General features: G+C 50.4%; 22 protein-coding genes. 2 read left to right on the top strand and 20 right to left on the bottom strand.

The window, feature by feature from the left end; all coding sequences use genetic code 11:
• Positions 1–11: 11 nt before the first annotated feature.
• The 16 genes from ACFQ2I_RS02310 to ACFQ2I_RS02235 all read right to left on the bottom strand — a co-directional run bounded on the left by ACFQ2I_RS02310 (position 12) and on the right by ACFQ2I_RS02235 (position 16,561).
• Positions 12–1,385 carry an oligosaccharide flippase family protein gene (locus ACFQ2I_RS02310; protein ID WP_377561872.1) on the bottom strand — a complete coding sequence of 458 codons (1,374 nt, stop codon included), beginning with the start codon at positions 1,383–1,385 and terminating at the stop codon, positions 12–14.
• A gap of 6 nt (positions 1,386–1,391) precedes the next feature.
• A complete protein-coding gene (locus ACFQ2I_RS02305) occupies positions 1,392–2,387 on the bottom strand; it encodes a glycosyltransferase family 2 protein (protein WP_377561871.1) in 996 nt (331 codons plus the stop codon).
• Between the two features lie 129 nt (positions 2,388–2,516).
• On the bottom strand, positions 2,517–3,551 hold the full coding sequence (locus ACFQ2I_RS02300) for a glycosyltransferase family 4 protein (protein WP_377561870.1): 1,035 nt from the start codon (positions 3,549–3,551) through the stop codon (positions 2,517–2,519).
• Between the two features lie 729 nt (positions 3,552–4,280).
• A complete protein-coding gene (locus tag ACFQ2I_RS02295; protein WP_377561869.1) occupies positions 4,281–5,432 on the bottom strand; it encodes a glycosyltransferase family 4 protein in 1,152 nt (383 codons plus the stop codon).
• On the bottom strand, positions 5,377–6,603 hold the full coding sequence (locus tag ACFQ2I_RS02290; protein ID WP_377561953.1) for a glycosyltransferase family 4 protein: 1,227 nt from the start codon (positions 6,601–6,603) through the stop codon (positions 5,377–5,379). The genes ACFQ2I_RS02295 and ACFQ2I_RS02290 overlap by 56 nt, the downstream gene beginning before the upstream one ends.
• 33 nt (positions 6,604–6,636) lie before the next feature.
• Complete coding sequence (locus ACFQ2I_RS02285; protein WP_377561868.1) at positions 6,637–7,986, bottom strand: hypothetical protein; 1,350 nt, start codon at positions 7,984–7,986, stop codon at positions 6,637–6,639.
• Positions 7,979–9,100: a glycosyltransferase gene (locus ACFQ2I_RS02280; protein WP_377561867.1), complete on the bottom strand. Its 1,122-nt coding sequence runs from the start codon at positions 9,098–9,100 to the stop codon at positions 7,979–7,981. Before ACFQ2I_RS02280 ends, ACFQ2I_RS02285 begins: the two co-directional genes overlap by 8 nt.
• Before the next feature lie 23 nt (positions 9,101–9,123).
• A complete protein-coding gene (locus tag ACFQ2I_RS02275; protein WP_377561866.1) occupies positions 9,124–9,819 on the bottom strand; it encodes a sugar transferase in 696 nt (231 codons plus the stop codon).
• Between the two features lie 2 nt (positions 9,820–9,821).
• Positions 9,822–10,724, bottom strand: a complete 903-nt coding sequence (gene galU / locus ACFQ2I_RS02270) for a UTP--glucose-1-phosphate uridylyltransferase GalU (protein ID WP_377561865.1) — start codon at positions 10,722–10,724, stop codon at positions 9,822–9,824.
• 197 nt (positions 10,725–10,921) lie between these two features.
• Positions 10,922–11,608, bottom strand: a complete 687-nt coding sequence (locus ACFQ2I_RS02265) for a CpsD/CapB family tyrosine-protein kinase (protein ID WP_377561864.1) — start codon at positions 11,606–11,608, stop codon at positions 10,922–10,924.
• Positions 11,589–12,338 (bottom strand): YveK family protein, encoded by a 750-nt coding sequence (locus ACFQ2I_RS02260; protein WP_377561862.1) that lies wholly within the window; start codon positions 12,336–12,338, stop codon positions 11,589–11,591. Before ACFQ2I_RS02260 ends, ACFQ2I_RS02265 begins: the two co-directional genes overlap by 20 nt.
• 177 nt (positions 12,339–12,515) lie before the next feature.
• Positions 12,516–12,797 (bottom strand): hypothetical protein, encoded by a 282-nt coding sequence (locus tag ACFQ2I_RS02255; protein WP_377561861.1) that lies wholly within the window; start codon positions 12,795–12,797, stop codon positions 12,516–12,518.
• Positions 12,798–13,730: 933 nt separating this feature from the next.
• Complete coding sequence (locus ACFQ2I_RS02250; protein ID WP_377561860.1) at positions 13,731–14,963, bottom strand: Gfo/Idh/MocA family protein; 1,233 nt, start codon at positions 14,961–14,963, stop codon at positions 13,731–13,733.
• Between the two features lie 185 nt (positions 14,964–15,148).
• The gene (locus tag ACFQ2I_RS02245; protein ID WP_377561859.1) at positions 15,149–15,568 is read right to left on the bottom strand and encodes a hypothetical protein; all 420 of its coding nucleotides are present in this window, start codon (positions 15,566–15,568) and stop codon (positions 15,149–15,151) included.
• A gap of 5 nt (positions 15,569–15,573) precedes the next feature.
• Positions 15,574–15,843: a DUF2277 domain-containing protein gene (locus tag ACFQ2I_RS02240; RefSeq protein WP_377561858.1), complete on the bottom strand. Its 270-nt coding sequence runs from the start codon at positions 15,841–15,843 to the stop codon at positions 15,574–15,576.
• Positions 15,844–16,030: 187 nt separating this feature from the next.
• Positions 16,031–16,561 (bottom strand): hypothetical protein, encoded by a 531-nt coding sequence (locus tag ACFQ2I_RS02235; protein ID WP_377561857.1) that lies wholly within the window; start codon positions 16,559–16,561, stop codon positions 16,031–16,033.
• Positions 16,562–16,775: 214 nt separating this feature from the next.
• Here ACFQ2I_RS02235 and ACFQ2I_RS02230 point away from each other — a divergent pair, with 214 nt between their 5' ends.
• Both ACFQ2I_RS02230 and ACFQ2I_RS02225 read left to right on the top strand, forming a co-directional pair.
• Positions 16,776–17,354, top strand: coding sequence for an RNA polymerase sigma factor (locus ACFQ2I_RS02230; RefSeq protein WP_377561856.1), 579 nt, complete (start codon positions 16,776–16,778; stop codon positions 17,352–17,354).
• Entirely contained in the window at positions 17,347–18,129 is a 783-nt protein-coding gene (locus tag ACFQ2I_RS02225; RefSeq protein ID WP_377561855.1) for a DUF4367 domain-containing protein, read from the top strand. Before ACFQ2I_RS02230 ends, ACFQ2I_RS02225 begins: the two co-directional genes overlap by 8 nt.
• 36 nt (positions 18,130–18,165) lie before the next feature.
• Here the strand turns inward: ACFQ2I_RS02225 and ACFQ2I_RS02220 are convergent, their stop codons facing one another.
• The 4 genes from ACFQ2I_RS02220 to ACFQ2I_RS02205 all read right to left on the bottom strand — a co-directional run bounded on the left by ACFQ2I_RS02220 (position 18,166) and on the right by ACFQ2I_RS02205 (position 25,194).
• The gene (locus ACFQ2I_RS02220; protein WP_377561854.1) at positions 18,166–18,660 is read right to left on the bottom strand and encodes a hypothetical protein; all 495 of its coding nucleotides are present in this window, start codon (positions 18,658–18,660) and stop codon (positions 18,166–18,168) included.
• 228 nt (positions 18,661–18,888) lie between these two features.
• Positions 18,889–22,491, bottom strand: a complete 3,603-nt coding sequence (locus tag ACFQ2I_RS02215) for a carbohydrate binding domain-containing protein (RefSeq protein ID WP_377561853.1) — start codon at positions 22,489–22,491, stop codon at positions 18,889–18,891.
• A gap of 43 nt (positions 22,492–22,534) precedes the next feature.
• Entirely contained in the window at positions 22,535–23,794 is a 1,260-nt protein-coding gene (locus ACFQ2I_RS02210; RefSeq protein ID WP_377561852.1) for a sulfatase family protein, read from the bottom strand.
• Complete coding sequence (locus tag ACFQ2I_RS02205) at positions 23,794–25,194, bottom strand: sulfatase family protein (RefSeq protein WP_377561851.1); 1,401 nt, start codon at positions 25,192–25,194, stop codon at positions 23,794–23,796. Before ACFQ2I_RS02205 ends, ACFQ2I_RS02210 begins: the two co-directional genes overlap by 1 nt.
• Between the last annotated feature and the right edge of the window lie 18 nt (positions 25,195–25,212).

The raw sequence follows: 25,212 nt of genomic DNA, 5'->3' as shown, positions 1-25,212 counted from the left end.
TTGGCGGCGCCTTAGTTTGTTCCATCTGCATGTTCATTCGCTCCTTTGCGACGTTTTTTCTCTTGCATCCGCATCTGAAGAAAGCGGAAGTCCGTTCGGTCAAACAGCAGGGTCGACAGCCGCTCCCGAAATGTCATACGCATGGCCAGAAGCGTGACCCCCAACCGGATGAACGAGCCGATTAACAGCGCCAACGCGATGCCGTTAAGCCCATACGGCGGCACTAGCAGGAAGAACAGCCCGATCGTCGCCGCCAGAGCAATCACCTGTCTGATCAGTACGAGCCCCGGCCTTCCCATCGCGTTGAATGCGGATGCGAGAATCCATGATCCGCCGCCAATCATGCATTCTACCGACAGCAGATAGAAGGCGGAGCTGGCTTCCAGGAACGCCTCTCCGAACAAGATGCCCATGAGATATCGGCCAATCAGCATGCAAGGAACCGCCGCTATCGCCATGAACAGCATCGAGAGCCGGAACGCCCGGCCGACCGTGGCGATGATGACGCTTTTGTCCTGACCCGTCACTTTCGGAAACACAACATTCGTAATCGCCATCTGCACAACGTTGAACACACGCGACAGCGCATAGACGACCGTATACAACCCTAACTCTCTGGCTGAAAGCATCGTCAGAATAATGAGCTTGTCGAATTGGGCGTATAACGTCCCGAGCAGCTCCACGCCGAACACCCTGCTGCCGTACCCAAGCAGCGCCTTGGCCGCCAGCCGGTTGCCTAGCCCCTTCAGCCAGTTGATAGCCAGCGAGTCCCGCAGACTGTAGAATGTCCAGACGACGACCGCCGCGCTTGTGGCGAGGAAGACAGCCGCCGCTGCGGACAGCGACGGATGACCCGCAGCCCATAACGCGGTCAGACCGATGAAGTTGAACAACGGTACGGACAGCCGCAAACCATTGTATGTCTGGAATCGGCCCGTGCTTTGCGCTAGAGCGGCCAGAAGATTGATCGCGAGCAAGATCGGCAGCATGGCAACCGCGTACCATCTTGCGGTTGCCACGACCTCGCCGGGATAATTCGCCAGCCAGGAAGGCATCCATGCCCATGCCACTGCCCCCGTCACAAGTACGACAGGAAGCTGGAATAGAAAGCCTGCCCGTATGAAGTCTGCGCTGCTGCCCCGATTATTTTTTAAATTGTAGATCAGTGAAGTCGGCAGCCCGAATGACACGAGCCCGGCCAACAGAGTCGGCCAGTATAGAATGGCCGAGAACTCTCCCTTCCCGACGACGCCGAACATGCGCGCCGATGCGATCGAAGTCAGCGTGCTCAGCACCATCACGAGCAGGTTGGTGGCGCTGGTGCGCAAGATCGTGCCGGCAAGTCCACCGCTTCTCCATACTTTGCTCAATGCGATTTGCGCCATCTGCCGTCAACCCTTCCCGCCATACCGAACAATTCCGACAAGCGTCCCGTTGCGGTAGCAGATGTTGCTCACCTGCCGGATGAATGCCTTGGGGCGGAAAACCGCGGGCAGCGTCGCCATAATGGCCTGCAGCATGCGAATAATATGCTTGGCCATCGCCCAAGCGCTTCGGTCCCCGCGTTTTACCGCGTCGCTGACGCCTTGCCAAAAAATGCGCCTAAGAAACCATTTTCTCGTGGTACGCGTCTTGGCGATTTTGTGCCTGACGGAACCGTGAGGCGTGTAGACAACCTTATGCTTCCGGCGCAATCTGGCGATCAGCTCGCTCTCCTCACTGGACAGCAGCTTGCTGCCGACCCGTCCCAGATCCTCCCGGAATAACTGCCCTTCCATTAACGCGCTTGTCCGAAAGGCGACATTCGCACCGTATGGAATCGCGGGCGCTTCCATCTCCGTAATCGAATCCGCAAAGTCCAGAATCGTAAACACAGAACGGTGCTCATCCGGTATCCATGCCGGCTCCCCCGCTTCCCAGATGGGATCGATTCGTCCTCCGACGCAGCCGATGCTGTTATCGCTCTCGAATACATGCAGGATCTCCTCCACCCATTCCCGGGACGCAAGGGCGTCATCGTCCAGGAATAAAATGTAGTCTCCTCTCGCCTCGCGAATCGCCCGATTGCGGGCGACCGACAGTCCCAGACGCTGCTCGTACGCATAACGCACCCGGGAACCATGCCTGTCGCATAGCGCTCCGATGACCTCGGGTGTAGCGTCCGTCGAACCGTTATCGACGACGATGATCTCCAGATCGTCACCGCGATAGCTGCCGTCCAGCACGCTCTGAACCGCCTCCCTCGTATCCTCCGCCCGGTTATGGGTACAGACGGCTACCGTTGCTTTCATCCATTCATCCCCGTCCTTCGTAACTTGCAACTTGTGATGCCGGTGACTATCTTCCTCTATACGACCCGGTACACCCGCAGCCCGAGCTCGACACACTCGCTTCGTCTTCTGCGCGACCACACTCTATACAACCCGAGTTCGATACACCCGTTTCGTCTGCTGCGCGACCACACTCTATACTGCCCGAGTTCGATACACCCGTTTCGTCGATTGCGCAATCACACTCTATACAGCCCGAGTTCGATACACCCGTTTCGTCTGCTGCGCAATTACGCTCCAGTCCAGCTCCCTGAGCGCTTCCTCGTAGCGAGATGTCCGCTGTCCGTATTTGGCACTGCGCGCAGTCATAAGCGCATTGTCCAATGCCCCGGGCTTCGCCGGATCGTAGGTCACGACCATGCCCTCCCGGAAATATTCATTCACGAATTCATTGTCCGGCATGACGACGAGCTTCTGGAACGACAGTCCCAGAATCGCCGAACCCGAAGTTGTGATTTCCTTGTAAGGCAACACCAGCGCGTCCGCGGCGCGAACCAGGTCAGCCACTTCCTCATTCGGAACGAAGCCAAGCCGCAGTACGATATTGTCGGCATCTTCCATCCGGCGCAAATACCGCTCCTGCTCCTCATCTGCTTTGCCCGCAATAATCAAGTGCGTGTCCCTGGTCTTCATCGCATTGAACGCCTCGATCAGATCTTCGACGCCCTTATAGGCTTTGATCGCGCCCATGAATAGGAACACGTCTGCCTTCTCATCGATGCCGTACTGCTTGCGGACACAGATGCCTTGCGGCTTATATACGTCCAGATAGTGTCCGTGCTTGACAACATGGAGCTTGGCGGGTGGAACGCCGAACTCCTTGACGGCTTTGCGCTTGATCGATTCGGAGGCGACGATCATCCCTGTGCACATACGGCATATAAGCGAGCGCATCCAACGTTCCAGGCGGGCATATTTCATCTGATGCGGATACAGGTTGTGAATCGTCCAGACCAATCCGATGTTCCACAACCGCAAATAAAGCATCGTCAAGATCAGAATGAGCGACTTAAACGCAAACACAAGCAGGTTGCTGTGCTGATAAGCATGATGAATCCAATGGATATGGATCGTATCCCCGGGCTTCGCTCTGCCGATCTTCAGCATCAGTCTGCCGTGCTCCAGATCCATAACCTCAATGCCCGCTTCACCCAATGAATCCGACAATAGATCGTTGTACCTGTTCAACGGGCTTGATTTCGGCCACATCCATACTTTCACAAGTCCGCTTCCCTTCTGTTCAGTAAAATGTAATTTGTACGATATTCCGTGCCAACTCACAGCGTTATCCTGTACCACCTCGCAGTCCCATTCCGTACCAGCACGAAAAAGTAACCGTTCATCGCTCAACATGGCTACCTAGACGCTCCACCCTATGCCCCAGTTAGAAAAAGCAACCGTTCATCGCCTAATGACCACATTGACGCGTTCTAGACACTTCAAGCACACTTTCCCTCATCTGAGATTCACCGCTACTTCGGGGGTTTGTATGCATTTTTCGTACAAACACGACGGCGCCGAGCACCTTTCCAGGGATTTTGTACGATTTTTCGTACAAATGCACCGGGGCGGAGCACCTTTCCAGGGATTTTGTACGATTTTTCGTACAAACACACCGCTGCGGCGCATCATTCCAGAGGTTTTGTACGATTTTTCGTACAAATGCACCGGCGCGGCTCACCTTTCCAGAGGTTTTGTACGATTTTTCGTACAAACACGACGGCGCCGAGCACCTTTCCAGGGATTTTGTACGATTTTTCGTACAAACACACCGCTGCGGCGCATCATTCCTGAGGTTTTGTACGATTTTTCGTACAAACACACCGCTGCGGCGCATCATTCCTGAGGTTTTGTACGATTTTTCGTACAAACACGACGGTGCGACTCACTGGTCCACCAGTGCAGCGCACTGATCATGCAGCATGATCAGTGCGACGCTCACCGCACCTTTCACTGTGCCGCTCTCCTTACCGCGTCTGGCTTCTCCGACGCGACCGGTTGCTCCAGCAGAGAACAATAAGTGTCCTCCACCTGACGGGCGATGGGGTTCATATGGAATTCCTTCATCACGCTGCGGTAACCACGATTGCCCATCTCCTCGCTGTCGAACGCACCGTCATCGAAGCTATTAATGGCTTGACTAAGCGCTTCCACGTCCCCATCCTTCACAACAATTCCGCCTTGCGTACGGCGGATAATCTCGGGAGCTCCGCCGGAATCGGCTACGATAACCGGCGTCTCTGCAAGCATCGATTCGATAATGACCCGCCCGAACGGCTCGTTGCTGGAGAAGTTGATTGTCAGATCGCATGCTTTCATCAGCTCGATCGGCTTGCTGCTGTACCCGTAGAATTCCACATGATGCTCCAGGCCGTAATCGATCGCCCGCTGAATTAGATCGGAGTAGTACGCTTCCGAGCCGTCCACGGACACATCGCCGACGATCAGCAGCTTCCAATCCAGCTTTCCACTTTGCGCGAGCAGATGAACAGCATCGATGACAAGATGATACCTCTTCCACTCCACGATCCTGCCGAAGATGCCTACGACAAGCTTGCCGTCCTCCTTGAACTTCCTGCTCTTCGGCGTCAGTGCCAGCTTCGGATCGATACCGTTGTAAATAACGGTCTTATTGACGCCTTGAATGGAGTCCGCCACGAATTGCGAGATGCAGATGACACGGTCCATGAACCGCGGCAGTACTTGATCATACATGCGCTGCTGCATGCAATCCCGGTGATGCCATACCAGCTTGCAGCGCGCGAAGAACTTCAGAGGCGCGGCATACCACGGCGCACGCCAACCATTGGCGTGAACGATATCGATTCGGTTCTTCCTGACCAGCTCCCGAATTCGCCATACCGTCGCGACATAGTCGAGACCGAGCCGTCTCTTCACACTCTCCAGGCGCATTGGAATATGCTCGTATTCCGCCCGAATCTCCGGCAGATAAGACGCTTCGCCCGGACAGATCAGGAAGATCCGATACTGCGCCGTATTCAGATAATTGATCAAGTGAATAAGACTTTGCTCGGCTCCGCCTTTCTTATCCGCGTGTGTCACAAACATGACGTTGATTTTTCTGTTGCGAATCTTGCGCATCCGAAGCACTCCACTCATGAGATATTGGGGAACCAAGGGATTGAAAGAACTCCTTCAGCACTTCCTTATGGTTATAACAGGTCCGAATGAATAGCTGAGACGATTCAAGCAGCTTCCCAGCCATCCCGGGATCGCGAAGCAGCAATCTGATTCTGTCGCAGAACGCTTCCGGGCTGTCCGCCACAAGAATATGCTCTCCGTCGACCAGTCCCGTGCCTTCGCAGCCGACCGAAGTCGATACGACCGGGAGACCGTTTTGAATCGCTTCGATCGTCTTCAGCTTGACGCCGGCCCCGTTCCGCATCGGATTGACGAACAGATAGCCTTGTTCGTATATGTCGTCCAGACTTTCCGGCGTGTCATGCACCTCGACATCTATCAGATCGGCGCCCTTCAGCCAGTCCAATCCTCTCCCGCGTGTATTGCCCGCTACAATGAAGCGGTACCCCGGCTCGCCTCGCAGCTTGGGATGGACATGAGTCAAGTACCACTGGATCGCCTCGCGATTGTTCGGCATGAACAATGAGCCGATGAATACGACATGCCCCCGATGGAATGTCCCCGGTTTGAACACCTCCCGAGTGGTCGGCGGCGGCAGGAAGCGGCTGATGGTTCTAGGGTCCCGTTCCCGGAAGCGGTCGTATTCCTTGCTGGAGATGAACAGATAGTTGTCTACCTTTCGGCGCATCCTCTCCTGCAATCCGGCGAACTTCAGAGACTCTATATAGTAATAGAGCTTGTGAGCCGGATTGCCCGCACTGCGGGCCAACGCCTTGAAGTAGGCCGCTTCGTCATTGTGGACCCGTAATATCGCGCTTGCCGGGGATATGGCGGGATGCTCCAGTATGGGGTAGACGTAATCGCCTTCCAGCAGCACATAATCGTATCCGCCTTCCAGCTCCATGCGCCGCAGCCCTACGCGGGATTGGACTTGCATCGGAAGCTTGTGCAGCAAGTCCGTCAGCTTGCTGGTCCGCTCGCGGAATAGGATGCGGTTCACATAGGCACTTGCGGCTTCCCTGTCCGCAGCTGAAGGCGCCTGCTTGCCGCAGACCGCCAGATCGATTCGCCAGCCCAGCTCGGCAAGCGCTCGGATCCTGCCCCAGGTATCCACTCTGCCTCCATGATCGGCAGGATAAGGAAAGTCGCTGCACACGACGAGTATTTTCATCAACCTCTTCAAACCTTCCTCACGGCATAAATATCACCGTTCATTGATGTTCCCGACATAGTCGTTCCGCCCCATACACATGCTGATAAAGGCGAACAGAAGCCAAATTTCGTATTTGATCTCCAAAGAGACAAGCAGCAGAGAGAACAAAATGAATACGAGTGCTACAAACATGATCAAACTGGCTTTAGCCTTTGCGATCAAATTCCTTGTGATCAAATAGAAGAAAACGACAGCGAACAAGCCGCCAAACATAAACCATTGAAAGAATCCGGACTTGACGCCCAGGTTCTTGGTCGATTCGGAATAGCGAAGCAGCTCGCTCACATTGATCTGGCTGACGCCTAATGCGTCGTAATACATGCCGGACATTAGGCTGATCGAGTCTCCCATATATTGATTGAAGTAAATGGGATAGGCTCCCGTGCCGACGCCAAGCGGGTGATGCAACACCGTCAGTACCGCAATCAGTATCGTTCCCATCCGCGTGTAAGATGAAGTGTAGTTCTCAATATCATTGCTGAAAGAGCCGAGAAGCTCAGCAGCGAACTGCGCAATAAACACATACATCATCGCTACGGCCGCAAGCACCAGCACAAAGTTCCGTTTCTTCCTGAAGTCCAGAAATTTCGCCATCGTGACAACGAGAGTCAGCATAATAATGATCAGAAACCCTTTGGAGCCGGTTACAGACATGTAGAAGAAAAAGAAAGCCGCCGCATATCCAGTTGCCAGCCATTGTGCCGCAGGTGTACTGAAGTAGCGTGCCAAGTAAATCAGAATCGCGGTAAATACGACAATGATGGAGCCCGTCGTACTGCTCTCCGACGTCAGCAATCTCACCCGCCAGTACGGTTGATCCCCTGAGTGAAGAAATGTCAGAGCGTTAGGCATAGTGGCCAGCTCAACAACCATGATCCCGAACAGACAGGTGACGGCGGTGAGAAAGCACAGACCAATCGTGCGACCGTTCCCAAGCTTGGCAAGCACCAACTGCACATGGCGGATATACAACAGAATCAGTATGAAATAGATCAGCACCTTGACGCCTTTGGCCAGCAGCGCTTCCGATCCGAAGCTGTATTGACCGAACAAATAATGAACCAGGATGTATACAAGACTGATGACGCTCAAATAAATAATGAAGGCGAAAACATACGCTTGCAGCCGCGTGCCGCCCTTGATCGCTTTATGCTTGACCAGCAGCGCAACCTCGCAGAACACGAAAACCGGAAGCAGTACCAAGATAGGCGTTCGGCCAATTTCCCCGATCATTGTAACTAGCGGAAAGTCCTGATAGACGGTGAGCAGGAGCAGCAGCACAAAATACACCGCGAGAAAAGAATGCTCCATCCCTTGCTTTCGCGCCGCAATACTAGACATATTTCCCCTCAGCGGAAGCATGGCGTCCCCTTCTTCCGATCAGAACGTCCCGGTACAGGCTTTCGATCCGTCCGTTCATCCCATCCGCATGAAATTTCCCGAGGAAGATGTCTCTGCCGGCACGTCCCATCTCCTCCAGTCTATTCTTGTCCATCCCGCGAATGATCGCTGCCAGTTGCTCCGTATCATCGAAATCGAATAAATAACCGTTGACGTCATGCTCGACGATTTCCGGAAGCGCTCCACGCCTGCTGGCGATAACCGGCTTGCCATTGCGCAGGGCTTCTACCGCCACAATGCCGAAGCCTTCCCAGCGCGAGGGAACGATCACCGCATCGCAGGCGCTCATATAACGGTCAATCTTGGAATTGTCCACCCATCCTAGCCGGACAGCGTTGTCAGGGAAGTCATACGTCTGCGCCTTCAGCACGGTATCCCCGATCAGATATAGCTTCACGTTCGGGAAATCGTGCTGCCGGAACAAGTCCAATAGGCGGTCGAACCCTTTCTGGCGGTCGAAACGCCCGACATACAGAAGGTTCAAGCAAGAGGGGGTCGTCTCGATTGGAGGATCCTCGACATCAGACGGCTTCCGTTCCGACACGCCATTGTACACCACGACCGATTTGCGCGCGGACAAGCCGTACGCTAACGCCATCCGCTGCTCATGTCGGGAAATATGGATGATGGCATCCGAACGGCACTCCAGTATGCGCTCGGCCAGCGCGTACAGACGTTTCTTCCATGGTGAAGTGTCCATCAGGAAGGACCAGCCATGCGCGCAATATACGATGGCGGGCCGTTGCCGTCGGAACAGGAGCATCCCTCTGGCGAATAGCCCGGCGAACGTTCCATGCACATGCACGATATCAGGCTTCAGTTCCTTCATGACTCTGGCCATAGCGCTCATCGCCTTCAGCATGTGCATCGGCTTTCGCTTGTAAGGATACACGATTAAGCGTTCCGGACTGATGCAGAGCGTCTCTCGGCTGGAATTCTGCTCGGACACCATCAGGTAGACATCGTGCACAGAGCTTTGATAGCCCAGTACTTCATTCAGATGCGTCTCGATGCCGCCTTTGGTGAACTCCGACAGATGAAGTACTCTTGCCATTCTCTCCTCCTCCACTTCACTTGCTAGAATGCATCCTGGGGGGTAATCATCACCTTTACGGTTTTCAGCATAATCTTAATATCCAGCCACAAGCACCGCTTTTGAATATAGGCAATGTCCAGCTCTACCATTTGCTTGAACGTCAGACTGTTGCGACCGCTTACTTGCCACATGCCTGTGCAACCCGGCGTAACGCTGAGCCTCAGCTTGTCATATTCGCTATATTCCGCAACCTCTCGTAGAAGCGGCGGTCTTGGACCGACGAGCGACATGTCGCCCCGCAACACATTGAACAGCTGCGGCAACTCGTCAATACTCGTTTTGCGTATCCATTTGCCTACCTTCGTAATGCGCGGATCGTCTTTCATCTTGAACATAGCTCCGCTGATTTCATTTTGATCCAGCAGATCCTTTAGCTTCTCCTCCGCATTTACCGCCATGGAGCGCAGCTTGTACATGCGGAACGGCTTTTCATTTTTGCCAATCCGAGTCTGATAGAAGAGAATAGGCCCTCTGGGCTCCTCCAGCTTAATCAGAACGGCGACCATCACGATAATCGGGCTGAGCAACAGCAATCCGATTAGCGATCCGGCAATATCCATCATCCGTTTCGCACTGTTATACAGCATTGCTCCCTGTCGCATTCCCGTATGCTTCGGTTGCGAATAGTAGCCGGAGCCATTCCATACCGCTTCGTCTCTATAAGGTGGAGGTGCCATTGTCACTCACTCCTTCCCGTAATCAATTGTCTGCTGATCTCACGTCCCATGAGTTCTTCGAGTTCAGTCATAAGTGGATACCGGAGCTCCTGATTCCGGAGAGCGAAGTTGATGGTCGTCAATATGAATCCCAGCTGCTCGCCAACATCGTAACGAACGCCCTGGAAGTCGTAGGCGTACACGCCTTGCTCTACATTCAGCTGTTGAATGGCGTCGGTTAGCTGAATTTCTCCACCGGCCCCGATGTTATGTTCACCCAAATAGCGGAATATGTCAGGGGTGAGTACATAACGTCCCATAATCGCCAGATTGGACGGAGCTTGTCCAAGCGGGGGCTTCTCGACGAAGCAGTTCACTTGATACAGATTGTCGATCCGCTCACCGGGATCAACAATGCCGTAACGATGCGTCTGATCCACTCCGACCGTCTGCACACCAATAACAGATCGGCCCGTGTGCTCGTATTGCTGAATCAGCTGCTTCGTGCACGGAATGTCCGACTCCACGATGTCGTCTCCCAGCAGCACGGCGAACGGCTCGTTGCCGATAAAGCTGCGGGCGCACCATACCGCATGGCCGAGACCTTTCGCTTCCTTCTGGCGTATATAGTGCAGATTGACGTTGGATGACTTTCTGACCTTCTCCAGCGTACTCAGCTTGCCGCGCTCCTGAAGCGTGTGCTCAAGCTCGAATGCGATATCGAAGTGATCCTCGATTGCGCGCTTGCCTTTTCCTGTCACGACGATAATATCTTCGATGCCGGATTCGATCGCTTCCTCAACAATGTACTGGATCGTCGGTTTATCCACGATTGGGAGCATTTCCTTCGGCATCGCCTTCGTAGCCGGCAAGAACCGTGTACCAAGCCCGGCAGCCGGGATAATGGCCTTAGTCACCTTTTTCATTAGAACTCACCCTTCCCTTCAAAATTTGGCATAACACTCACATTCATCGGGCATCTAACCCCTCCTCACGCCACACCCTTGACGATTAACGTCTAAGGCCGCATGCCCACAGCATGGCCGAGTGCCTCCAGTGATAGAGGTGCAGGAGGCATTACCTATATCCAGCCCGCTTAGGAGGCTGCGCTTCTACCGATAGGTTATTTCACTTCGGTATAGTAGTAAGAGTAGGAATCTGCCTGTCGGCGATTGACATTGTTCAGCACGACGCCGAGCAGCTTGGCGTTGACATGCTCCAGGGACGCCTTCGATTTCAGCACGAGGTCCTTCGACACTTGTCCCGAATCCACAATCAGCACAGCACCGTCGCTGCGTGTGGCCACGATTTGCGCGTCTGTCACGGATAGAATCGGAGGCGTGTCGATGATTACGACCTCATAATCGCGTCTGGCTTCCTGGATCAGTTCGGTCAGTTGCACCGAGGATAGCAGCTCAGATGGATTAGGGGGTGTTGGCCCCGCATGCATGATGAACAGATTGTCGGTAATCGTATGCTGTACGATATCGCTTAGCGGCTTCTGGTTAAATAATGCCGTCGTCAGCCCATTGCGGTTGGACGTGCCGAATAGATAATGCTGCGTCGGCTTGCGCAGATCCGCATCAATCAAGAGCACCCTCTTGTTCGCCTGAGCGAAGGCGACGGCCATATTCGCGCAGGTGGTGCTCTTTCCTTCGCCAGGCTTGGATGAGGTGACCATAATCACTTGCAGCTTCTGGTTAATCGTTGAGAATTCGATATTGGTACGCAGCATCCGGTACGCTTCCGATATCGGAGAGAATGGATTCAGCTGCGTAATCAGATTCCACTTAGGCATCAAGCGTGACATTGTTCTCCCTCCCTGTTATCACTGCGGCGTTGCGAGCGCCGCTACTTGAATCACTTTCCTTGAAGAGCGGTACTACGCTCAGCACCGGAACCCGGAGGAGCGTCTCGATGTCTTCCTCCGTCTTCACCGTATCGTCCAGGTATTCCAGCAGGAAGGAAAGTCCGATTCCTAGCATGAACGCCAGCATAAAGGCAACCGTCAAATTCATGCTCAGATTCGGCGATACTGGACCTTGCTGCTCAAGCGGGTTAGCCTGATCCATAATGGAGACGTTATCGACCTTCATCAGCATCGGCACCGATTCCTGGAATACGATGGCGACTGCATTGGCGACATTCGCCGCCTTCCGGTAAGATTCTGCCCTGACAGTTATCGACATCACCTGCGTCTCGTTAACCGAGCTGACGCTGACCATTCCGATGAGTTCCTTATACGTGACGTCCAATTCCGGGTAAGCTTCGACTACTTTCTTCATCATGCGCGGCGTTCTAATGATCTCTTTGTATGTTTTAATCAGCCCGATCGTCGAATTAATTGCGCCAATATCGATGCTGGACAGCAGAGAGCCGCTTGCCTTGTACTGATTGACGATCAGCTTCGCGGAGGCTTGATATTGCGGCTTGGCATAATAACTGGAATAGAGGCCGACGCTCAGACAACTAACCGCAATCAACAAACCTATCAACAACAATCTTTTCTTGATAATGATCCAATATTGTTTTAATTCCATCTGGCCACCTCCAATGGTCTGGAGCCAAGCTCCATTCCATAACCTTCGCATGCAACTCTCATTTTCATTATTCAATTAGAGATTTATGATATATTTATTATTCATTTCGCGACCTTTTTGGCATAAAAAAAGCATCCAAAACTCCGATTGCCTACGATGCAACCGTTACCGCTAGAGCTAGCCTTGCAAAAAACCATCAATCGTCCCGCCATTCAAAATATGCTCCATCATTGCTTCCGAACAGCCTTCCGTGCCTCTCTTCCTTAACAGAAGCGTCATGAGCCGCGCCAGATCAATGGATTCATTCCAGGATCCGTAGCCTGACATCAGCAGCAATTCCGTCATAGAACGAGAAGTGTCTGTAGAAGATTTCTGCTGACACAACGATTCATCTTCGGATATTCGCTGCAAGAACAACTTCAGACGTATTTGCTTTTGCTCCAGATTGATAGCGTTCATTGGCAATCCTCCATTCATCCACTTGCTGCCCCCGCAAGTTTTAGATTGCTATACTTCGACTTCAAATACAACCTTAATGAGGAGGTTCTAATCATTTCGTATGCGTGATCTCCCGTTGAAAGGGACATATGAAACTTTTTACACTACGAGTTTTAGTATGCCACAGATTTCCGCAAATCATGAGGGAAGAAAGACATGTGTCGCTTAGCCTTTCTTTCTCATTTTCGACTTCATGTTTCCTAAGCAAGAACGACTATTTTTACCATTTGATAATATTGTTGGTACCGCTTTCAACCCCATTTCTGAATCATATGGCAAAAAAAATTATTTTTATCCCCGCAACCGCTTTCTATCTACAGACTCACTTACCTGACGCAGGCAGATCCCCGTCACCCCTTATCAAACAAAGGATTGCACAACATGGTTCCAAGAAGATACTGAAATCTGAAAGCAACCGCTTCCCGGATTTGATGATCCATTAGGGACTATTGTCCATAAATGAGTCGATTAACAGAATATAACGTTCTTTTCGACAATTTTCGCACTACTCATGTCTCTATTTTCTTATCAATTTGATCGATATTTTTTTCGCATTAATGCAAATCATTCATAAGAATTGTAAATGATAGGTTGATAGCGCTTGACTTCTTCATTTTGCTTGAGCTCAAACTAACGGTACGCCAAACTGCATTTCAATTGAGCCTCAGTCCGACTAGGCATACACGACCATGAATCTCTTTGGTTTTCCGTTACTAATGGAACAAAGATAACCTATCGGTCCTTACCAGCCCTAGATACAATGGCACCCAAGAGGTACTGAACGATGGAGATGATACGGAATGTCCACCTCTACCTCCTGTATACTGCAGTAGCCCGATTCATCCCGCACCGGGAAGAGTCGGGCTATGATCATCATATTCTAAGCTTCATCATTCATGCATAAATGCCATAGTCTACCAATTCTCGGATGGATACCGGTCTGCCCTCGGCAATCGACAGATTCGCTCCAGCTCCGATCAGCAGCGACATAGCGCCCGCATGAGTTCCGGCTTGCTGCCCCAGCGGATCGGACACCCCGTCTCTGAACAGCATATCGCGCAGTCTTGGATCGCCGCCGCCATGGCCGCCGCTGGACAGACGACACTGCACGATCGTCTTCTCGCCAAGCTCATTGTACAACATTATGTCACTGTATGGCTTCATCGGCTCGCCGTTCACCGGATAGAACTCCTCGGCAATCAGTCTCCCCTTCGTCCCGACAAGTACCGCCCGCCAACCTTCAATCGGATTATATGCGCTTAAAGAGTAAGACATCGTCGTTCCCCGTTCATAGCGCACTTGTACAGCCATCGTATCGTAGATATCGATCTCCTCACTGAACACACAACGATCTCGATAATAACCGTCATAGCTCTCATTATCGAGATACAATGTCCGGTCTCGTTCATTGCCCGCAATATTGTAGTAGAAAGAACAGGATTGCGAATGTGCGCAGGTATGACAGCGTTCGCCGCGCTCTTCCCGGTTCGGCCCGTAGAACTTCAAATCGCCGAGTGCTTGCACTGTCTCGGGCTGATCGTCCAGCCACCAGTTAATCATGTCGAAGTGATGCGTCGACTTGTGTACCAGAAGACCCCCACTCTTCTCCATATGCCTGTGCCATCTGCGGAAATAATCCGCTCCGTGACGCGTATCCAGGAACCATTCCACATTGACGTGTAGCACATCGCCGATCACCCCTTGCCTAAGCAACTGCTTCACCTTCGCCACATAAGGCATGAAGCGCATATTGAATGTTACGGCGACGTGCTTCCCCGTCTCCGCTTCTGCCTTCATAATCTCGCGGCACTTGTCGGCATCAATCGTCATGGGCTTCTCGGTGATGACATCGCACCCGGCTCGCAATGCGCGGATTATGAAGTCGTGATGAAGGCTGTCAATCGTCGTTACGATAACGGTGTCAGGCTTCGTCTCATCCAGCATTCGCTCGAAATCAGCGTAAGTGGCTACTCCGCCGCACCGCTCGCTCATGAGCTTAGCACGTCCCTCATTCACGTCGCATATGCCAACCAGTTGCGCCACATCAGACAACTCTTCCACCAAGGGAAGCGCGAACATATACATACATCTTCCACCTGCGCCTACAATCGCATACTTCTTTTTCATTGCTACTCCTCTCGCCTCAAGTACGATGACATCAGAAAATAGAAATCGATTTCTTAATTTAGTTTAAGCTTACTATAGCACAGCAACGCCGCTTTGAACATACAAAAAACTAACGATTGTCAGAAATGACCGCTGCAGCAGAAACTCCCCTTCTTGACATTCGTTAGCCTATGGAACAGCCTATACTAAAAGCAGTCCATCTCTTCCACAACTGCTTCCTTCTCATTAATTCGTACGCTCGTCATACCGTTCAAATATTCCGTATATCCGCATACAGTAAGCTCCCCAACTTCGCCTCTGGCATCTCGGAATTTCAAGTAAACGGCATTCTCGCTGGTGAGATCGAGATTGGGAATAAATCTTGCTTTCGCCCCGCTCGCAATGATCTTGTCCAGTGTTTCCTTAGATTCACCCTTCAGCAACCCTAATTCCAATGAAACAATATCGTATACCGAATCATTGGTCACTTCGACCGTAAACGGACGAACGAAATTGAAGATCTCTGCGCTCTTGATCCAATTGACAAGCAGGAAAGCAGAGGCTGTCAATAACGCTATAAAGACGATAACGAACAGAATCGCGTTCCTACTTCCACGTTTCTCCATAAGACTTAGCTTCCGAATCGACGAACATTCCTCGCCCGGGCACGCTCGGCCTCCATTTCGCGATCACGCGGCTCGGCATTGGTTACAAGTCCATCCAGTAGCGTCTTGGCCGAAGCCGCCACATCCGCTACAGCACGATGAAAGGCTTCTTCATTCGCCTTGGACGGCTTGTTGAAGCCGGACAGCTTCCGGACGAACTGCAGGGCAGCCGCTTCAATCTCCGCTTCCGTCGCAGGGGGATCGAAATTGAATAGCGTTTTAATGTTACGACACATTACTATCTCTCCTTCATTTATAGCAGTTTTATTATCATTTATACTACGATAATGTGCGCTACATATCCAGCTCATACTATAATTCACATGGAGATGATGGCCATGCAGGAGCCGCTGGTTCAATGGATAAAGAGTAGCCAGAAGATAACCTTTTTGACCGGAGCAGGCCTCCGAGACATACATCCGTCTAGGGCCTGGAAATGAACAATTGCTGGAACTGCTCGTGACTTGAGAGTGTATCATCTATCATAACGCTTTCATACTGACTCCTGGACACCGTGTACCTCTCTTTGTCTTTGCCGGTACCAGATTCGGATGACAAATTTATAATCGTTACAAATTCGATGTCAGGAAAACGTTCAAACACCGTGCTGGCAATGCCTATAACATGATCATCTCTTAATTCTGCGTCGATTTCTTTTATGGATACGTATACCCGGCTTTCATTGGAAACTTTGATCTCTTGCACAATGTGTTGGTTTTGCAGTGCAGCTCCCAATAAATGCTCCAATCCGGGATATAGCGCTCCCTGACTTTCCCATTCCCCTCTGTCCATGTGCAGCAAATTTGCATAGTAGCCTTCTTTGGTCTTAAAGTCTCCTTCAGACGAATGAATGAGCAGTTCGAATATGCGTGGTATGGCGTACACACTAATAATGAACATAATAAATATCAATAATATATAGTCACTTCTTCGAGCATACTTGCTTCTTTTCATTTTTGATACGATCCCCTTTCCCATCAACTTGGAGCTTCTCTATAGTAGTAACACTTTCAATCTCCATTAGGTAGCAGGTCTTGCGATTTTCTCTCAATCGCCAATAGTTTATACACACAAAGGATATCGGAATAGGTTATAATAACTGGAGGAAATTAGTGAAATATGCAACTCATCTACTATAAATAGCGCTCGTAAGGGGGTCGCCATAGATATGCAAGAGAAGCTAGTCCATCTGATGACCGCTAACTATGAACAACTAACCCCACAGCTTCAGAGAGAGATTTACGACGAGTTCTATCAGCTCATGTACCCAATCATTATCTACATGGTGAAGGATCACGCCACAACCGAGGATATTATCCAATCCTCGTTCATAAAGGTCATTCGCAATGTGCCGGAAACAACTACTGAAGTGCAGTTGAAAGCATGGATGAAAGTTGTCGTGAAGAACACGGTCTTCAATTATTTCAGAAAAACGAAAAAAAATCGCAACGATATCGACTCTGACAGTGTTTACATAAATGAGAACTACGAACTGACCACTGAACCGGGCTCTATCGAGCAGGAGGTGGAGCTCAAATTCATGTCAGAGACGCTGGAACAATGTCTTAGAGAGTTGAAGCCGGAGTATCGTTCTCTAATTGAGCTAAGATGGAAACGGGACTTGAGTTACAAGGAAATTGCAGCAGAGCTGGACACTACTCAGGAGACGGTCAAGTATAAGCTATACCGCGCAAGGGAAGCAATGAAGAAACGATTCAAAAAGAGATGGGGTGGCAAAAATGAATAAAGATGAATTCGAAAGGTGGTTCGATACGGCATTACAGGAGACGGCAAAAAAACAGGAGTTCGTGCCCAGCTCCGATCAATCGTGGATGAGACTCCAAGCGCAATTGCAGCGTAAATCCAAACGCAAGTTCCAATTAAAAATACTGCCTTATGTGGCAGCCTCCTTCCTGTTAGGAGCCATCATCTTTGGAACACCTACGGTGTCGAACGCTTTCGACCCCATCTATAAAGCCATTGTGAGCATAAAGGACGAAGCCATCAAGATCATATTCGGCTCGGAAGACAACAAAGTCATTCCACAAACATCGCCTCCTCCCGAGGAAGGGGCTGAAGAAGTGAATGATGGGGGTGGGAAAGAAAATACAGAGTTCGGACAAGAAGAATACGATTCATGGGAGGAAGCATCTAAAGCAATATCTTTCAACATTCCTTCTATTGCTTATACGCCTGAAGACTACAAGCTTGAAACTATCTTCACATTTTCAAACGGCTCAAAGAAAGAGACAATAGCAGCACTATTCAAGTATATGAATGCTAATCAACAAATCATAAAGGTAACTATCAGAAAACTAACAGAACAAGAACAAATTGCTTCCGATAGTAAGCAAGCAGATAAAGCATTTGAAAGAATAACCATTAATAATTCAGAAGCTATCTTATTTTCTGAAGAAGGCGGGCTTCATAGTATTGAGTTTCCATTGAAAGATATGTATATCATCATCTCAGGTGAAATTTCCAGACATGAATTGATTCAAATAGCTCAAGAAATAAAATAAGAGCGTATCTGAAATTCAGATACGCTTTTTTTTCTATTAGTCAGCAAGCATTGTAGGAGTATATTCAACTGCCGACTCATATGTGCCGTTGTGGTTAACGAAGTGTGTTATTTGCCCACGATAATAGTAACCCGAAGTGGTTGTTTTAGTAACACCATTAAAGAAAACAAACGTATCATATGATCTGAAAACAGTTTCAGGACCTACACTTAACCAGTTCGTACCCGTCCATCTTTGAAGCTGGAATTTTGCACCAACCTCATCAACATCTTGTTTTGCTGTAGTTTGAGCTGTCAACAAGCATGTTTGATCCAAATTATCTTTAATCGATCTGTTAGATGATTCTAAATATGTATACCCCGTATATAGTCCTAGAGGCTGAACCATCACCGGCGGTGGCGGCGTCTTGGGAACCGTCTTCGATTTAGAAGCCGCCCCTCCTTCTGCAAACGCTGCCATCGGCGTCAACATTAATACCAGCGCTAAGACCATGCATGCTGAAATTTTTGAAAATCCGCTTAACCTTTTCATTTAAACCAATCCCTTCTTTTTATATTTGTCCTTCACTCCTTAAACACATAAACTATTAACGAGGTTGCGTATTTCGAAAAAAATTTTATGACTTTTTAACCAGACAGTATGCACTATATCAAAACAGTCCGACCAGTACATCTTTGTTGCTATGTCATCATGATATGACGCAATAGAATCGAAAAAAACGCAAGAGGGCTTTCACCCTCCTGCGCGTGCATAACTCTACTATTCCCGGATGACCGTGATATCATCGACTTTGACGGACTTATTACTGGCTGTAGTGAATCGAAGCGTGAGTTGGGTGACACCTGTCGGAACGGTCACTGTTAGCGTATAGGGCGTCCAGCTCTTGGAAGTCGCTTCGACCGCATCTATTACTGTAGTTCCGTCCAGTACTTCCATGACGCCTTTCGAATGGACAACGTCCATATAAGCCTGCAACGTATATGTGTGTCCCGGGGACACATGAATGTGTTGAGACAACTCACCATTCCCGTCGAGCTTGGCAGCATAAGCACCGACATAGCTGTTGGTATTAATCGTGACATTGTTACTGTCCCAACCCGTTAGATCTCCCGATTCAAAGCCTGGATTCGTCACCACTGGATTCGTCACCACCTCGGCAATCAACGTACCGCTCTTGATCAGCCTCGCTCCATCTACGAACAAATCGCTTGTATTTGTATCCGTGACAATAGTAAGTTTCGCCGAAGACAAGTTGCCCGACCAGTCCAGATCGACATGTCCGCCCATGGCCGTCCACTTGCCGTCGGTGCTATAGAATGTACCCGTGTACGTTCTACTACCGTTATCATCGGTTACTTTGAGCTTCATTTTCGTTTTCTCATCCACACCCGACCCTAATTTTACAAATGCGGAATAATCATATTCTCCCGGCCCTTCTTGCGACAAGATTGCGGTAATATCCTGCTCAATCCCATCGGCAGGTGTCGCGCGTCCGTTAAGGACTCCGGCATATTCTCCCTCTGCGAAGGTACTCGTCACTGCCGTCAACGCACCGGAGCCGGAGCTGCTCCAGTCGCTCGTTCCGCTCTCGAACCCGGGATTGCTCAGCAGATTCACTTGTTGATCGTAACTATAATCGCCTTTATATAACTGTACATAATCCACGAAGTAGGATTGGGCAGGATCGAGACTCACGATCTCCAGCTTCGCCGATGATAAGGTACCGTTCCAGGATAGAGAGAGACGGTCATGAATGCGCTGCCAGTACATCGCTCCTCCTTGGATCAGCTTCGTCTCATGCGTACCTGTACTGTCGGTTATAACGATTCGAAGCTCGAAGTCCGACTCGATGTTCGTCAAGTTGCGCACCCACGCTTCAGGTGTATATATGCCTGATCCGTTCGCCTGAAGAATCGATGTAATATCGTATGAGATCGTGTCGTCCGATGAGGATCGGTTGCTCACCATTGCCGATTGGGATAACTGATAGATGTTATCCGATTCGGCGGTAATCGTTGCGCTTCCTTCTGCTGACCAGCCAATTAGCCCTGACTCGAATCCCCCATTGGTGAGCAAGTCCGTAGGCGTGCTTGCGGAATGCGCATTGTCTTCTTTGTACAACAGCAAGGTATGATCGTCGGGAATGGACTCCGAACCATTGATGATCCAGCTTCTGCCCTGGTATTCCCCATAATGTCGCATTGTCAGTCGGCTCAAGCCGGCAAAATAAAGTTGCGATGTATTGTTTACTTGAATAATGGCCGGATGATTGTCGCCAATCGCATAGTAGCCGTATCCGCCGATGATTCGAATATCATTGGAGTCTTCGACGCGGAATAAGCGATTCTCCTCCTCGTATTTCAGTGCGTAGATATTGACATGCTCCGCATTGTCAATATTCAGCAAGACCGATTTCTCCGCATTATTGACTCCCATCTGATAAATATCCAATGGCTGATTCGTATTTTGGATGACGACGCGGTGATAGTCGCCGGATACGTTTCCACCGTCCGTATATTTGACTGACGTATTAACGGCCAAGTTATAGATTTTCCCGCCAGCCTGATCCGAGAATACGACCTCCGGCTGCAGATAGAAGTTATCAAATACTTGCTCCGTTGCCGCCAGTTGCACATCCCGAAAGACCGTTCCGCCTCCTCTAATTCGCAAGAAACCAAGATTTTTCATATCGGTTTGTCCTAATGCGGCTGAAGCATCAAGCTTTAACAACGCGAAATCCGTCATAACGATATCCGCTTGTGCGTCATTCACGGTATCAAGTAAAAAGGATGGTCCGTTTACAGTGAAGGCGGGGTCCACTTCTATGACCGATATATTTTTTCCCGCGCCGAAAATTTTGACGCCTTTTTTCAACAGAAGACCTTGCTTCACTTTAAAATGTCCTCTGGGAATAAAAATCGACTTGCCGTAATTGGCATGATTCAAGTCCGCAACGTCATCAATTGCTTGCTGAATCGCCACAGCATCATCGTCGGAGTCATCATAAGGCGTAGCCCCGTAATCGGTGACGATATTGACTTTATCCGCATCATCATAGGACGGCATAGCAATCGGCCAACTATGCCGAGAGACCAGATCGGGCGGCGGGCTGACGCTTGCGATGGTTCCCATGTACTCCGAATCGTTCAGCGGCGTCGAATGGTCGTCCCCGTTCACATGAATGTAACTGCCATAGGCGCCCGGGGAATAAGCATAGTCATCGATATGCTTCCAGCTCGAGGCATTGCCTGAGTGGTCGGAGAGAGGGCTTCTTACCAAGACGTCGGATTTGATGTAAACATCGTTAATGACCACATTAGAGCCGTTATTGTCATACAGCGGATTGTCGGCATTCTCAATCGCGACACCGTTGGCCCCTTGCACTTCGATTTGGCCATCCTGCAGATACACGCTGCTCTGTTCTTTCCCGTAATCTACGATCGGGTTGCGTTCAACGTATACGCCTCTATAGGAAGCGCTGGGCGAGCTGGGACCGGTAATCTTGAAGCCGATAACGTTAACGGTGGATTGCCGCGAATCTGTAATCTTTATTCCGTATTCGCTTTGCCCTTCCAATGTAATGCCGGCGACCAACGGCTGTGGTGCATAGGAGTCCGCTAATATGCCAATATCCCCGCCTGTAACCCGGGCGTTAATGACGGACCCCACAGCACCCGGTATTTTGTGAATTCCCACACGGAAGTCCGAGCCGTATATATGCGTATCCTGAATCGTACAGTACTGTGCACCGTCCATGGAGATAGCGCTAACGCCGGCGTTATTGCCCATGTCGATGTCGATTCCGCGGAAGGTTGCCAGATAGTGCTTCGGTCTACCGTCTTGCGTCGGATTATTGGGATTCAACCACTTATACAGAAGCAGAATATTGTCCGTCACGGTACTGTTATCCTTCAGCTTGATAACCGGTCTGCTCCCTCCCGTCTCCCCTACGAGCAGATTGCCGAATTTCCTCTGGCTGCCGAAGCCGCTGCCTTGATACCAATTGTCATCGTATTGGAATGCCCGGATCTGATTAGAGACCAGATATGTTCCGGTCGGGAAGTACACGATTAAATTGCTGGCGTAGGCATCGTCGATTGCCGCCTGAATGGCAGCCGTATCGTCTTGCATACCGTCTCCCGCCGCATTATAGGGAGGTTTCGTTATATCGATATATCCATCCTCCCATGGTTGCTGCGATAAATGGTTTTGTAGCCGAACGGGAAATTGACTGGATTCCACATTGTCGAAGTATCTCATGGTTGCAGCTTGAACCGATTCAGATCCATTTCCTGACAGCCCTCCTATGCACATAAGCCCGACTAGCACATAGATCATCGACTTTCTCACCATTGTCATCATTTCCCATAAAACCTCCCTACAAATCTATAATCGCTTGCCAATCTCAGATAATCCCCACATCACCATGCAGTAAGGGATCGTTAGTGGCCTCCATCCAATCGAGCAGTTCCTTCTCCATGGATGCTCTGACCTCACTATACGTGCTGCATTGAGCCAGATTCGTCCGCTCTACCGGGTCCAGATAAAGGTCGAACAACATCTCAGCCGGTTTCTCCGTCTCCAGGAAGCCATTCTCCAAGAGGAAACTGCCGTGCATGCTGGCATCCAGATTCCGGGGAAGATAGGTACACTCACCGAAATTGCGAATGTACTTGTATCTTTCCGTTCGAACCGCTCGCATTGGCTCGTAATCCACATGGTGATTAATCTCTGCATAGACGGAGCTTCGAACACTTGTTGACCGTCCTTCCAGATAAGGAACCAAGGAATAACCCTGAAGCCAAGAAGGCGGACGCAATCCGGCTATATCGCAAATTGTCGGGAATACGTCCAAGTGGGATACCAGCCCATCAACAGCCTTGCCATTCCTCTCGATATGAGGAGCGCGAATAATAAGCGAAACCCCTATTCCGCTGTCGAACAGGCTGCACTTCATTCTGGGAAAGGGCAACCCATGATCCGTCGTAAAAATAATCAACGTATCCTCCCATAGGCCGGAATCCTTCAAAGCTTCCAGCACGATGCCGGCGCATCTGTCCGCGGCTTGAGCCGAAGTCATATACGCAGCCCACTGTTCACGATTCTCCGCACAATCGTGGAATTGATACGGCATTGCCACATAATCCCGTTGAATTCCGGGATCGGGATCCGGGAAGTTCAAGTGCGTATTGAACAGCCCCACCGATAAGAAGAACGGCTTATCGTGCTGCTGGCGAATGTAGCTTGCTGCTGCATTCGCATTCTCCTCATCCCATTCGACGGAACGGAATGAGAAGTTGCTCATATCATAGTCCGGATTGCCCAATATATGGTCATATCCAATCATTGCTGCTTCAGGCGCTTCATGCTGAATACCGCATAATACCGTCTCATACCCATTCCTCTTCAAATACGGCACCAGATGCTGATTGTAGTCATGAAGTCGAGCTCCCCGATGGGCAAGTCCAAGCATGCCTGCCGAGTGAGGAGCCATACCCGTCAGCAAGCCGGCCCGGCTCGGCGAACATGTCGGCCCGGCACAATAGGCCTGTCTGAACAATACCCCTTCTGTGGCCAATTGCATAAGATTCGGCGTCGGCACCGCATATCCATAAGGCTCGATATATCGCCCTGTATCATGTGTGTGCAGATAGACAATATTCATTACGAATGTACCGGCTCATCGCCGAGCTCGCGTTGCAGCCGTTCAAGCTCTTCTTTCAATTCCAATACGGTCTGTTGATATTCTGGCTGATTGTACACGTTGTTAAGCTCATAAGGATCCTTCACAAGATCGAACAGCTCCCACTCCGGATTGACGGCAATCTCTTGCGAACCGGGCAATCCATATGCTTCGCCGTAATAATAGATCAGCTTGTGCGTATGCGTACGCACTCCGTAGTGGGAGTAGACATTGTGCTCGCTATCGCAATGCATCCAATAACGGTAATACATCGACGTCCGCCAGTCTGCCGGCGATTCGCCGCCAAGCACCGCCTGCAGGTTAACGCCCTGCATATTCTCAGGAACAGGAACCCCTGCATAGGAGAGAAATGTGGAGGCGAAGTCAACATTTAATATCATTTGATCACTTACTGTCCCTGCCGGAATAGCCTGAGGGTATCGAATAACGAATGGCATTCTTAACGATTCCTCATACATGAACCTCTTGTCGAACCAGCCATGATCTCCAAGGAAGAAGCCCTGGTCCGAGGTGTAAACTACAATAGTATCTTCAGTCAGCCCTTCGCGATCCAAATAGTCGAGCAACCGACCGACGTTGTCGTCAACCGATGCAACGCAGCGCAGATAATCTTTAATGTACCTCTGATATCTCCACGAACGCTCTTCCGCCTCGGTCAAGCCTTCCGGAACAGCTTCCTTCAGATCCTTCGGCCTCAGATCACGCATTCTCATCTTCGCTTCTCTGGCAGCTTCGGATCGATTGGAATAGTCATCGTTGAACGTGTCCGGCTCCGGAATGTGAACATCCTCATAGAGATGCGCATGTTTTTCGTCAGGCACCCAAGGGCGATGCGGCGCTTTGTGGTGACAATAGAGCAGGAACGGCTTATCTTTATCTCTATTATCTATCCAATCTATCGACAGATCCGTTACGATGTCGGTAGCATAGCCTTCAAGCACTTTCTCTTCGCCCATTTCGATCATTTTCGGATTGTGATACAAGCCTTGGTTGATGAACACGTTCCAATAATCGAATCCGGCGGGATCGCTATACCCGCCGTGGCCCAGATGCCACTTGCCTATGATGGCCGTCTGGTAGCCATGCTCCTGAAGCAGCTTCGGGACCGTCTGCTGCCTGGAATCGAAAGGCTCATTCAAGGTTCTTACTCCGCAATGATGATTATACTTCCCTGTCATGATGACCGCCCGGCTGGGAGCGCAGATGGAATTGGTGCAGAAGCAATTGTTGAAGCGCATGCCTTCATTCGCGATGCGGTCGATGTTGGGCGTTTCATTCATTTTGCTCCCATAGCAGCTCATGGCGTGCGCGGCATGATCGTCGCTCATTATAAAAACAATATTCGGTTGTTTCGTAGCCAAGTCGTCTCCTCCTTTTGT

Origin of the sequence: Paenibacillus chungangensis (genome assembly GCF_042675905.1) — a bacterium.
In the GTDB taxonomy this organism is placed as follows: Bacteria; Bacillota; Bacilli; order Paenibacillales; family Paenibacillaceae; genus Pristimantibacillus; species Pristimantibacillus chungangensis.
Note: the sequence above shows the minus strand (reverse complement) of the source record. Positions and strands in the feature narration are given on the sequence as shown.

Coding starts and splice junctions, on each gene's coding strand:
- ACFQ2I_RS02265 (WP_377561864.1), bottom strand. CDS start 11,608: ATGTCACGCTTGATGCCTAAGTGGAATCTGATTACGCAGCTGAATCCA.
- ACFQ2I_RS02240 (WP_377561858.1), bottom strand. CDS start 15,843: ATGTGTCGTAACATTAAAACGCTATTCAATTTCGATCCCCCTGCGACG.
- galU (WP_377561865.1), bottom strand. CDS start 10,724: ATGAAAAAGGTGACTAAGGCCATTATCCCGGCTGCCGGGCTTGGTACA.
- ACFQ2I_RS02220 (WP_377561854.1), bottom strand. CDS start 18,660: ATGAAAAGGTTAAGCGGATTTTCAAAAATTTCAGCATGCATGGTCTTA.
- ACFQ2I_RS02255 (WP_377561861.1), bottom strand. CDS start 12,797: ATGAACGCTATCAATCTGGAGCAAAAGCAAATACGTCTGAAGTTGTTC.
- ACFQ2I_RS02215 (WP_377561853.1), bottom strand. CDS start 22,491: ATGATGACAATGGTGAGAAAGTCGATGATCTATGTGCTAGTCGGGCTT.
- ACFQ2I_RS02310 (WP_377561872.1), bottom strand. CDS start 1,385: ATGGCGCAAATCGCATTGAGCAAAGTATGGAGAAGCGGTGGACTTGCC.
- ACFQ2I_RS02210 (WP_377561852.1), bottom strand. CDS start 23,794: ATGAATATTGTCTATCTGCACACACATGATACAGGGCGATATATCGAG.
- ACFQ2I_RS02225 (WP_377561855.1), top strand. CDS start 17,347: ATGAATAAAGATGAATTCGAAAGGTGGTTCGATACGGCATTACAGGAG.
- ACFQ2I_RS02290 (WP_377561953.1), bottom strand. CDS start 6,603: ATGAAAATACTCGTCGTGTGCAGCGACTTTCCTTATCCTGCCGATCAT.
- ACFQ2I_RS02275 (WP_377561866.1), bottom strand. CDS start 9,819: ATGGCACCTCCACCTTATAGAGACGAAGCGGTATGGAATGGCTCCGGC.
- ACFQ2I_RS02235 (WP_377561857.1), bottom strand. CDS start 16,561: ATGAAAAGAAGCAAGTATGCTCGAAGAAGTGACTATATATTATTGATA.
- ACFQ2I_RS02245 (WP_377561859.1), bottom strand. CDS start 15,568: ATGGAGAAACGTGGAAGTAGGAACGCGATTCTGTTCGTTATCGTCTTT.
- ACFQ2I_RS02285 (WP_377561868.1), bottom strand. CDS start 7,986: ATGTCTAGTATTGCGGCGCGAAAGCAAGGGATGGAGCATTCTTTTCTC.
- ACFQ2I_RS02260 (WP_377561862.1), bottom strand. CDS start 12,338: ATGGAATTAAAACAATATTGGATCATTATCAAGAAAAGATTGTTGTTG.
- ACFQ2I_RS02250 (WP_377561860.1), bottom strand. CDS start 14,963: ATGAAAAAGAAGTATGCGATTGTAGGCGCAGGTGGAAGATGTATGTAT.
- ACFQ2I_RS02295 (WP_377561869.1), bottom strand. CDS start 5,432: ATGCGCAAGATTCGCAACAGAAAAATCAACGTCATGTTTGTGACACAC.
- ACFQ2I_RS02280 (WP_377561867.1), bottom strand. CDS start 9,100: ATGGCAAGAGTACTTCATCTGTCGGAGTTCACCAAAGGCGGCATCGAG.
- ACFQ2I_RS02230 (WP_377561856.1), top strand. CDS start 16,776: ATGCAAGAGAAGCTAGTCCATCTGATGACCGCTAACTATGAACAACTA.